This is a genomic window from Pseudoroseomonas ludipueritiae, from assembly GCF_014490445.1.
GTDB classification, from domain to species: domain Bacteria; phylum Pseudomonadota; class Alphaproteobacteria; order Acetobacterales; family Acetobacteraceae; genus Pseudoroseomonas; species Pseudoroseomonas ludipueritiae.
The window spans coordinates 1-10,587 of record NZ_JACTUZ010000154.1 but is presented as its reverse complement, the minus strand read 5'-3'; the positions used below and the strand labels follow the sequence as shown (position 1 = coordinate 10,587).

The 10,587-nt window shown below is 65.8% G+C and carries 10 protein-coding genes and 2 tRNA genes; 7 read left to right on the top strand and 5 right to left on the bottom strand.

What is annotated here, in order from left to right; translation table 11 throughout:
- From IBL25_RS21480 to IBL25_RS21465, 4 genes are all read right to left on the bottom strand, one after another.
- Positions 1 to 435 (bottom strand): very short patch repair endonuclease (locus IBL25_RS21480; protein WP_367615660.1); only part of this gene is annotated, 435 nt, incomplete at its 3' end.
- Positions 436 to 474: 39 nt separating this feature from the next.
- Positions 475 to 1,296: an HNH endonuclease gene (locus IBL25_RS21475; RefSeq protein ID WP_187780540.1), complete on the bottom strand. Its 822-nt coding sequence runs from the start codon at positions 1,294 to 1,296 to the stop codon at positions 475 to 477.
- Between the two features lie 165 nt (positions 1,297 to 1,461).
- Complete coding sequence (locus IBL25_RS21470; RefSeq protein ID WP_194433793.1) at positions 1,462 to 3,198, bottom strand: site-specific integrase; 1,737 nt, start codon at positions 3,196 to 3,198, stop codon at positions 1,462 to 1,464.
- A gap of 96 nt (positions 3,199 to 3,294) precedes the next feature.
- Positions 3,295 to 3,368 (bottom strand) — tRNA-Gln (locus IBL25_RS21465).
- A gap of 216 nt (positions 3,369 to 3,584) precedes the next feature.
- Between IBL25_RS21465 and IBL25_RS21460 the strand changes: the two genes are divergently transcribed.
- From IBL25_RS21460 to IBL25_RS21430, 7 genes are all read left to right on the top strand, one after another.
- A complete protein-coding gene (locus IBL25_RS21460) occupies positions 3,585 to 4,661 on the top strand; it encodes a Ppx/GppA phosphatase family protein (protein WP_187780538.1) in 1,077 nt (358 codons plus the stop codon).
- Between the two features lie 3 nt (positions 4,662 to 4,664).
- Positions 4,665 to 5,360, top strand: a complete 696-nt coding sequence (locus IBL25_RS21455; RefSeq protein WP_456315878.1) for an RlmE family RNA methyltransferase — start codon at positions 4,665 to 4,667, stop codon at positions 5,358 to 5,360.
- Between the two features lie 149 nt (positions 5,361 to 5,509).
- The gene (gene guaB, locus IBL25_RS21450; RefSeq protein WP_187780541.1) at positions 5,510 to 7,015 is read left to right on the top strand and encodes an IMP dehydrogenase; all 1,506 of its coding nucleotides are present in this window, start codon (positions 5,510 to 5,512) and stop codon (positions 7,013 to 7,015) included.
- 7 nt (positions 7,016 to 7,022) lie between these two features.
- Positions 7,023 to 8,330: an RsmB/NOP family class I SAM-dependent RNA methyltransferase gene (locus IBL25_RS21445; RefSeq protein WP_187780536.1), complete on the top strand. Its 1,308-nt coding sequence runs from the start codon at positions 7,023 to 7,025 to the stop codon at positions 8,328 to 8,330.
- Between the two features lie 180 nt (positions 8,331 to 8,510).
- On the top strand, positions 8,511 to 8,819 hold the full coding sequence (locus IBL25_RS21440) for an integration host factor subunit alpha (RefSeq protein ID WP_120639073.1): 309 nt from the start codon (positions 8,511 to 8,513) through the stop codon (positions 8,817 to 8,819).
- Complete coding sequence (locus tag IBL25_RS21435) at positions 8,812 to 9,279, top strand: MerR family transcriptional regulator (protein ID WP_187780535.1); 468 nt, start codon at positions 8,812 to 8,814, stop codon at positions 9,277 to 9,279. Before IBL25_RS21440 ends, IBL25_RS21435 begins: the two co-directional genes overlap by 8 nt.
- A 65-nt stretch (positions 9,280 to 9,344) precedes the next feature.
- Positions 9,345 to 9,421 (top strand) — tRNA-Pro (locus tag IBL25_RS21430).
- A 163-nt stretch (positions 9,422 to 9,584) separates the two neighbouring features.
- Here IBL25_RS21430 and IBL25_RS21425 read toward each other — a convergent pair.
- Complete coding sequence (locus IBL25_RS21425) at positions 9,585 to 10,343, bottom strand: prephenate dehydrogenase/arogenate dehydrogenase family protein (protein ID WP_187780534.1); 759 nt, start codon at positions 10,341 to 10,343, stop codon at positions 9,585 to 9,587.
- Positions 10,344 to 10,587 lie beyond the last annotated feature (244 nt).

The following is a 10,587-nucleotide window of genomic DNA, read 5'->3' as shown; positions in this document are numbered from 1 at the left end:
CTCGCCTAGATGAAGGAAGCGTACGACTCGGTTCAGGAGCCTCTCGGCGTCCGCTAATTCGCATTCCCAAACGACAAGAACATCCCAGCCTAGGGCACGAAGGGCGGCCTCATTGGCTGCATCCCGCGCTTGATTCCTTGCGAACTTCGGGAGCCAGTACTCCTGGCGCGTTCTGGGCGTTGTGCAGTGGCGGCAATCGGCATGCCGATGCCACCAGCAGCCGCGCACTTCTATAACCCTGTGTCGCGAAGGAAACGTTATGTCTGGCCGGCCTGGTAAGTCCTTCCGATGCAGGCGAAATCGGTAGCCAGCCTTGTGGAGCATGGACCTGAGTAGTAGCTCAGGCTTCGTGTTCTTCCCTTTGATAGCCCGCATCGTGCGCCGACGCGCTGCCGGTACGTCGGGCCAGTCTGTTGCCTTTGGCTGGCGGTCCACTTCTCGTCTTGTGCGGCTTTTCACCGAAGCCTCTAATGTCTACTGGAACCCTGCAGCCTCTCGATGCAACTCGAGGTAGGCTTGTTGCTGGACGGAAGGTTGGTGCCGTAAGCCTGCTCCAACTGCCATGCCGAGCAATGCCGCAGGTGGCGCGCCCAGGGCTCTGGAGAGGAGCATCTTACCTTCGTTGCTGAATGATATGAGGCCGGCATCGAAGGCGGCATCCAGGTTGGCGAGAAGTAGCAGGCCGTTCTCCGGGTCAAGGCGCTCGCGGTTGGTGCTGTACCTCCACGGCTTGATGTGTGATGCCCGAAGGAGCGGAGCGATGGCGATGCCTGTGACAGCGCATTGGCCGCCCCATCTCCCAATCAGGTCGCTCCGGAACCTACCTTGTCCTAACCGGGCTTGTACAAGTGCTTCTCGTTCTGTGGCTGGCAAGCTGGCTAGGTCAGTTTCGGCGGCCTTAATGTCGGCCATCGGGTCAGCGGGGGAAGGCTCCCCCGGTCGAAGAGCGCCGATAAACCTCAGAAGATTACGGAGCGCTACGTCATCTTGAATGGCTACATCACAGCCGTGGAACTGCAGGAACCCCTTCGGCGACATAGCGCGAGGGAATTCCCGATATCCCGAACTAAAGTTTGCCTCGCCTCTAGACGTCACGCCCTCGATAGTGCCCGCCGTCAGTTCTTCAAACCATCTAGGCTCGACTATGAGCGGAAAGGCTTCAATGGATTGCTTCACATAAAAGACCACCCCCGTTTTGGCCCTATACGCTCTGAGCTTTTTCTCGGTCCGAAATGGCTCTAGTTTCAGTAGACGCTCAACATGGTACTGAACATCTGCTCGGGTCAGTCTGTTCATTCTGCCTAGGGGTCCTACTGGACCCCCCCCTCAATCTATTTGCAGGAGCAGTCATCGAGTTGTCGCTCGAGATATGCTTGACATATATCTGACAGGTGAAAACGTTACTTGTGGTCAAAATCGGCCTGTCTGTCTGTCTGGCATTTAGGGGATGAAAACTACCTGTCACCCACCAGGTTCGAACTCGGTGACTCCAACCTCATCCAAGTCGACCTCCTCCTCAATGGCGCTCTCATCGACGGTGGCCAGAGCGCCCTCCTTTATGGAGGTGATTTCGCCTGAAGTCACTTCTGTTCCAGTTACTGCGAGGCGCAGAGTTGCCATCACAGCGGGTGGATACTCCAGCGCATCAATGACCATACGAAGATTCCTCAAGTCGTATCGCTTCTGGTAGACTCGCTCTCCTGTCGAGGCGTCCGCTCCTGGCTCATGTCCAATCGTCGCATCGATGAATTCTGCCGGCAAAGGAGGAGTGGCATTGCGCACTTTGGTCCTTACTGTTGCGCGAAACGAATGAAATACTTGGTTCTTCGGGAAACCCATGCCGATTTTGAGGCGGCTGAACTGTCGGCTCGGGTCATAGCCCAGCTTGCCGTCGGGCCCTCCAGACTTGAGGCCCGGGAACAGGCGGTCCGCAGATTCTGAGATACGACGAGCGACAAGGTTAGCGAAACCCAACTCAATCAAAGCTTTATGGATGGGTACGAGCCTTGAGCCGGCTTCCGTCTTGGGGGACCAGCCGTCCTCGTGCTCGCGAATATTGAATGCCATATCCATAAAGGAGACGTCCTGCGGTCGCAGGCGGCAAATCTCTTCGACGCGCATCCCTGAAAGAAGCGCAATTGCGGGCACCCAGCGGAAAGTTGAATCCAGGGGCTTTACACGGAAGAGGGGGCTTCGGAACAGGCGCACCAAGTCGTCATCAGGCCAGTCCGCGCGGGCTCTGCGCGCCGCCGATTTCCTAGGGAACTCCCACCTCTCGAATGGGTTGGCCGCTACATAGTCATGTGTCAGCAGCCACTTCCAGTACTGCTGCATCGACGAGAAGTGCCTCTTGACGGTCGTCATGCTCAGCCGCTTGACCGCTGGCTGCCCTGACGCCTCCTCCTTGTCGGCCCTCTCGATGGCGGTCGGGGCGGGGGGGTCTTTCGGGCTCTTGCCCAGATTACTTGGAACACGGAGCAGGAGTTGGCGGAACTCGGAGGCTGTCCGACGACTTATGGAGCCCACATGCAGGTCGCCCATCAGTTCTCGGAATAGTCGGCCAGTGACCCTGGTTTGACTCTCAGTCTGGGCAGTGTACCCATCCGCATCGCTGCTCTCGCCTTTCTTATAGGCAAGGAAGCGCTCAAAATGGGTGGAGAAGAGCGGGCTATCCTCGGCTTTCTGGGCTGAAATGACTCTTTTGTGAGCGCTAGAGAATGCCTCGGCGAGGCTCACCGCTTGGTCCAGAGAGTTCTGGGTTTTCCGCACACACATATGCAGGAGTAGCCGCTCAAGCTGGTGCTTGAGGCGTCGGTACTCCAGAGGCGTCAGTGCCGGTTCCTTCTCACTGCCAAGCATAGACATGATGGCGTCGAATTCGCTGTCGTTGCCGGCCTGTATGTCCTCTGCAAGTAGAGCGTACTGCTCGCCATCCCAGACAGGTTCCTGGGCTAAGGCCCTTATTGCTTCCTGGACGCGGCGCTCCCGCAGTGACACCACCTTTGTTCCATCAGCAGCCAAGGCGAAAATCCTATCCACGGCGATATGCACATGGCGCGCCCGTCTGCACGCCTCACGAGGACAGGTAGTCCTCAGCGAAACGTTTATCTCGCGTCTGCCTACAATTCCTAGTTGAGAAAGGGGTGTCTTGCGCCGTATCCAATAGATGCGGCCCCGTAGCCTCATGCCGTCCGTCATGGCCCTGCCTAGTAGGACAATGGAAGGGACAGTCTGGGGGACAATGTCCCCACCGACTGAGCGGCAGCGAATTAAATCAGGCATTTACGGGTGAAGTGGCTGGGGAACCTGGATTCGAACCAAGACTGCCCGAGTCAGAGTCGGGAGTTCTACCGTTAAACTATTCCCCAACGGGCGCCTGCGGACTGTTCATCAGCGGCGCGGCGGGCAGATAGCATCGCCATGGGGTGGATGCAAGCGGTCCGGAGCACCATTTATGCACGGCATGCGAAATCGCTTGCCCAGCCGTCCCGCAGGCCGGATCATTAAACCCGCCGGCGTGTCCTCGGCCACCCAGGATGATGTCCATCCTGGCCTGAGCTGAAGGTGCGCCGGACCAGAACGCCATGTCAGACCCTGTTTTTCTTCGCGCCGCCTCGGCGCCACGCTCCAGCTCCTCCGCTGCCGGCCAGTCCGGCGGTGCCTTCGCGGCCATTGACCTCGGCACCAACAATTGCCGTCTGCTGGTCGGCGCGCCCACGGCGGCGGGCGGGTTGAAGGTGGTGGATAGCTACAGCCGCGTCGTACGGCTGGGGGAGGGGCTCGCGGCCACCGGGCAGCTTTCCGAGGATGCGATGGAGCGTGCGATCGCGGCCTTGCAGGCCTGCGCGCAGAAGCTGCTGCGCCGCCCGCTGCGCCGCGTGCTGGCCGTGGCCACCGAGGCCTGCCGCCAGGCGGCCAATGGTGCCGCCTTCGTGGCCAGGGCGCGGGAGGCGACCGGCCTGCCGCTCCGCATCATCCCGGCGCGGGAGGAAGCGGAGCTGGCCATGGAATCCTGCACGCCGCTGCTGCGGCCGGGGGACCGGCGGGCGCTGCTCTTCGATATCGGCGGGGGAAGCACCGAGATCGCCTGGATACGGCGGGAAGGCGGCACGGCTTCCCTCATCGGCTATATTTCCCTGCCGCTGGGCGTGGTGACGCTGGCGGAGCGTGCCGGCCTCTGCTGCTTCACCCGCCAGGGCTTCGAGAGTGTGGTGGACGAGGTGGCCGAGGCGCTGCGCCGCTTCGATTCCGTCCATTGCATCGGGCAGGAGATGCGCTCCGGCGGAGTCCGCCTGATGGGCACCAGCGGCACCGTCACCACACTGGCGGGCGTGGCCCTGGCCCTGCCACGCTATTCCCGCCCGCTGATCGACGGCCGCATCCTGGATTGCGAGGATGCCGACCAGGCGCTGCGTGACCTCTTCGCCCTGGGGCGGGAAGGGCTGCGGACGCATCCCTGCGTGGGGCCGGAACGGGCGGATTTCGTGCTGCCCGGCTGCGCCATCTATGCCGCCATCCGGCGCGTCTGGCCCTCCTCCTGCGTCACGGTGGCGGACCGCGGGCTGCGGGAAGGCATGTTGCAGCGTATGATGCGGGAGGAGAGTTCCCGCCCCCGCCGCCAGCCCTTCACCGCCCGCCACGCCGACCAGCCTTTTTCCTGAAGGATTTTTCAAGTGAAGCCGCCGATCGAGGCCGGGCGTGGGCTTTCCACCCGCCTGCGCACCGCCAAGGGCCGCACCACCGCCAGCCAGAAGTGGCTGGAGCGGCAGTTGAACGACCCCTATGTCCGCGCCGCCAAGGCCGCCGGCTGGCGCTCCCGCGCCGCCTTCAAGATCCTGGAGCTGGACGAGAAGTACCACATCTTCAAGCCGGGCCAGCGGGTGGTGGACCTTGGCGCCGCCCCGGGCGGCTGGACGCAGGTGGCGGTGCAGCGGGTCGGGAATACCGGCAAGGTGGTGGGCCTGGACCTGCTGCCGATGGACGAGATCGCCGGCGCCACCCTGCTGCAGGGCGACTTCCAGGACGAGGCGGTGGAACAGGCGGTGCTGGAAGCGCTGGATGGCCCGGCCGAGCTGGTGCTCTCCGACATGGCGCCCAATACCACTGGGCATAATGCGACCGACCACCTGCGTATCCTGGGCCTGATCGAGCTGGCGCTGGACTTCGCCGGCAAGGTGCTGGTGCCCGGCGGCGCCTTTGTGGCCAAGGCCTTCCAGGGTGGCACGGAACGCGACCTGCTGAACCGCATGAAGCGCGACTTCGCCAGCGTGAAGCACGCCAAGCCGCCGGCCAGCCGCAAGGGCAGCGCCGAGATGTATGTGGTGGCCCAGGGCTTCCGGGGCGAGGGCGGGCAGCGCTGAGGCGCCCGTGACCCACGCGGGGCGCGCCTGATGCAGGTGAGCCCCGCATGCGTGTCACGGTTGTGACGCTTGCCCCGGCGGGACCATCCAGGGTAGGACGCACCGCCAAGGCAGCGGAACGCGCGCCGGTTCTGCGAAAGGTCTCCGCCATGGCACCCGACTCTCTCCCCATCGAAACCGCGCCGCAGCGCCACCTGATCGCCGAGGCCTATGCCTTTGACGACGTGTTGCTCGTTCCGGCCTATTCCACCGTGCTGCCGGCCCAGGCCGATGTCCGCACGCGGCTGACGCGGGAAATCTCGCTCAACATCCCGCTCGTCGCGGCCGCCATGGACACGGTGTCCGAGGGCAACATGGCCATCGCCATGGCCCAGGCCGGCGGCATCGCGGTCATTCACAAGAACCTGACGCCCGAGCAGCAGGCCGCCCAGGTGCGGCAGGTGAAGAAGTTCGAGAGCGGCATGGTGGTGAACCCCGTCACCATCCACCCCGACCAGACCCTGGCCGAGGCGCAGGCGGTGATGGCCGCCCACCACATCAGCGGCATCCCGGTGGTCGAATCCGGCAGCAACCGGCTGGTCGGCATCCTGACCTATCGCGATGTGCGCTTCGCGACGGACCCGAATACCCGCGTCTATGAACTGATGACGCGGGAGAACCTGATCACCGTCACCGCCGATGTGCGGCCGGACCAGGCGCGCGGGCTGCTGCACAAGCACCGCATCGAGAAGCTGCTGGTGGTGGACGACCAGTACCGCTGCATCGGCCTGATCACCGTCAAGGACATGGACAAGGCTCAGGCCAACCCCAACGCCGCCAAGGACAGCATGGGGCGGCTGCGCGCCGCCGCCGCCACCGGCACGGGCGAGGACGGCATCCGCCGGGCCGAGCTGCTGGTGGAGGCCGAGGTGGACGTGATCGTGGTCGATACCGCCCATGGCCACTCCGCCGGCGTGATGAAGGTGGTGGAGCGCGTGAAGCGCATGTCCAACACCGTGCAGGTCATCGCCGGCAACGTGGCGACGCCGGAAGCCGTGCGCGCGCTGGCCGATGCCGGCGCGGATGCGGTGAAGATCGGCATCGGCCCGGGCTCCATCTGCACCACCCGCATCGTGGCCGGCGTGGGCGTGCCGCAGCTCACCGCCGTGATGGAATGCTCCGTCGCCGCGCATGAGAAGGGCATCCCGGCCATCGCCGATGGCGGCATCCGTTCCTCCGGCGACCTGGCCAAGGCCATCGCGGGCGGCGCCGACTGCGCCATGATGGGCAGCATGTTCGCCGGCACCGATGAGGCGCCGGGCGAGGTGTTCCTCTACCAGGGCCGTTCCTACAAGGCCTATCGCGGCATGGGCTCGATCGGCGCCATGGCGCGGGGCTCGGCCGACCGCTACTTCCAGGCCGAGGTGCAGGACCAGCTCAAGCTGGTGCCCGAGGGCATCGAGGGCCGCGTCGGCTACAAGGGCCCGGTCGGCAATGTCATCCACCAGATGGTGGGCGGCCTGAAGTCGGCCATGGGCTATACCGGCAACGCCACCATCGCGGACATGCAGAAGAACTGCACCTTCCGCCGCATCACCGGCGCCGGCCTGCGTGAGTCCCACGTGCATGACGTGGCCATCACGCGCGAAGCGCCGAACTACCGCCAGGAAGGCTGAGCCTCACTTGACCCCCTCCGCCCGCATCGCCGCCGCCATCGACCTGGTGGCGGCGGTGGATGCCACGCCGCGCCGCCCGGCCGATGCCACGGCCAACGACTTCTTCCGTGCCCGCCGCTACATCGGTGGCGGCGACCGCCGCGCGGTGTCCGAGCGCGCCTGGGGCGTGCTGCGCCAGCGGCTGCGCCTGGCATGGTGGCTGTCGCGGGTCAGGCTGCCGGACCAGGCGCGCTTCCTGGTGCTGGCCCATCTGCTGCTGGTGGAGGGCATGACGCTGGAGCAGGTGGACGGCTTCTTCTCCGGCCAGCAATTCGCCCCGCCACCCCTGGCCGCGGCCGAGCGGCAGCGGATCGGCGGCCTTGCCGGCCAGCCGCTCGTCTCGCCCGAGATGCCGGAGCATATCCGGCTGAACCTGCCGGACTGGGCGCTGGATTCCTTCCGTGGCCGCTTCGGCGATTCCTTGCCGGCCGAAGCCGAGGCCATGGATGTCGCGGCACCGCTGGACCTGCGCGCGAACCTGTTGCGCACCACGCGGGAGCAGGCCGCCGCCGCGCTCGCGGCCGAGGGCATCGAGACCGAGCCGACTCCTTATTCCCCCTGGGGCCTGCGAATCCCGGATCGCCGCCCCGTGCTGGCCAGCAAGGCCTTCGCGGATGGCTTGGTGGAGATCCAGGACGAGGGGAGCCAGCTCATCGCCCTGCTGACCGGTGCCCGTCCCGGCATGCGCGTGGCCGATTACTGCGCCGGTGCCGCCGGCAAGACGCTGGCGGTGGCGGCGACCATGGCCAACAAGGGTCGCATCGTGGCCTGCGATGTTTCCGCCCCCCGGCTGGAGGGCGCGGTGAAGCGCCTGCGCCGCGCTGGCGTGGACAATGCCGAACGCCACCTGCTGACCCCGGGGGATCGCTGGGTGAAGCGCCGCGCCGGGCAGTTCGACCGCGTGCTGGTGGATGCGCCCTGCACCGGCACCGGCACCTGGCGCCGCAACCCCGATGCCCGCCTGCGCACCACCCCGCGCGACGTGGCGGAGCTTTCGGCCAAGCAGCACGACATCCTGGACACCACCGCCTCCCTGGTCGCGAAGGGCGGGCGGCTGGTCTACGCCACCTGCTCCATGCTGCCGGAGGAGAATGCGGCTCAGGTGGAGGGCTTCCTTTCCCGCCATCCGGAATTCGAGCTTGTGCCCTTCGCCACCGCCTGGGCTGAGGCCACCGATGCCCCGGCGCCGGAGGTGGAAGGCCCTTGGATGCAGCTCTCGCCGCATCGCCACGGCACGGATGGTTTCTTCACAGCCGTGTTGCAACGTCGCGCCTGAGTCGGGTTTTCCTGGAGCGTGACGGCTGCGCCACGCTGTGGCGAATCTGTCACGCTGGCCGACTCTCTGCGCCAGGAAGCCAGGCGGAGGCTTGGCGCGGTTGACGCCAGACGGCCTAGCCGGTTTTCTTTTGCAGTAGAGTGGGTTGCGAGGGATTTCTGGCATGGGCCGCGACCGGTCATGAATACCATCACGCGCGCGCAGCTTGCCGAGGCGATCTACGCCCAGGTCGGCCTCTCCCGCAATGAAAGCGCGGAACTGCTGGAGGACGTGCTGGAGCGCGTCTCGGCGGCGCTGGAAAGTGGCCGCGCCGTGAAGATCTCGGCCTTCGGCACCTTCACGGTGCGCCAGAAGGGCCTGCGCGTCGGCCGGAACCCGAAAACCGGCGTCGAGGTGCCCATCATGCCCCGGCGTGTGCTGTCCTTCCGCCCCAGCCAGGTACTGAAAGCCCGGCTGAACGGCGAGACGGTGCCGACAACCGATGAGTGACGACCTACCCCTGCCAGGCGAAGAGGGTGAGCCGGCGGCCGAATCCGCGGGCCGCCTGCGCAAGGCGCCGACCGCTTTCCGCACCATCAGCGAGGTGGCGGAGGACCTGAATATCCCGCAGCACGTGCTGCGCTTCTGGGAAACCAAGTTTCCGCAGCTGAAGCCGCTGAAGCGCGGCGGCGGCCGCCGCTACTACCGGCCTGAGGATATCGCGCTGCTGCGGCGCATCGGCGACCTGCTTTATACCCAGGGCTATACCATCAAGGGCGTGCAGCGCCTGCTGCGCGAGGGTGGGCTGGACTCGGCCGAGCCGGCCGAGCGTGAGGCCGAAGCCGAATCCATGATGGCTGAGGCGCCGCCGCTGGAGACAGGCCACCACGCCCTACGGGAAGTCGTGGCGGAGCTGGAAGCGCTGTCCGCCGAACTGCATGCGCTGGTGCGGGTCCATTCTCCCGGCTGAGACGCTGCTATTCCTTCACAAGGGGGGCTTGAGGCGGCGCTGGCCCGGTGCTATGCCCCGGCCATCGGAATGTAGCGCAGCCTGGTAGCGCACTTGTCTGGGGGACAAGGGGTCGTGGGTTCGAATCCCGCCATTCCGACCATCTCTCCCCGGTGGCCCCACCACCCGGTACTCCTTCCTTAAAATCAGAGACTCACCTCAGCGCTGTCGGGCTGATCAGCCCCCGGGCCGCGGGCATTGCCGCTTGTGAGGGCAGGCCGCCTCCTGCGGCGCATGGGCCGCAGGGCGGAAGTTGGCGGCGGCGCTCAAGGCGCCCCCAGCCGCTCCATTACCTCGGCGGTTGCCCGTGCGAAGCGTTCCCGCACCTCGGCGGCGTAAGGGTTGTCGCGGGCGATGGTGCGGAACAGCGCCTCCGAGTCATGGCGCACGGTATCCACCATGCGGGTCAGGTGCTCGAAGGTGGTGGTGCGCAGTTCCAGCGGCGGCACATCCATGGCCAGCACGATGCGGGAGACGATATGCGTCAGCCCCTGCACATAGGCCATCTGGCGGTCGTGCTCCTCCGCCGTGCTCTGCACCACTTCCAGCCCGAAGCCGCGGCGGAGCAGCCGCGCCGCCAGCCGCGCCCGCCGGCCGCGGAGAGGACAGAGCGCGATGCGCAGGCCGGCGATTCCCGCCTTGCCGCTCTGCGGCCCGAAAAGCGGATGGGTCCCGAGGATCTCAGCGTGCTCCGGCAGGGTCTCCGCCAGGATGGCCAGCGGCGCCACCTTCAGGGAACAGACATCCACCACCAGCGCCCCCCGCCGCAGATGCGGCGCAATGGCGGTGGCGACCTCGCGCATCTGTGCCAGCGGTACGGCCAGCACGACGATCTCCCGCCCTGCGACGGCGGCAAGGCTGGCGGAGGTCGAATCGGCCGGGTCATGCACCACGACATCGAAGAAGCGCGCCAGGTGCGGGTGGATGAAGGCCCCGAAGGCGCCGTGCCCGATCAGGCCCAGGCTGGGCCTGGGACGGGCGGGGCGGAGGCAGGGCAGGGCGGCGGCATCGGGCAGGTCAAACATCAGGTCCCTCAAGAGGCAGTCCCGCTGCCGCGAGGGGGGGTTCCTGAAATGAACATGCCGCCTCGCGGCGGCATGTTTCGGAATGAACGATCCTGCCGCGCGCTATGAAAGCGGGCGGTAATACCAGCGCAGGGCGGGCAGGGTCGTGTTCATGCCCTTCAAAGGAGGGCGTGCCGCCGCTCGCGTCAAGCCATTTCTCACAGTCCGTGGAAGAGGTCGGTGGAGAGGTAACGTTCGGCGAAGG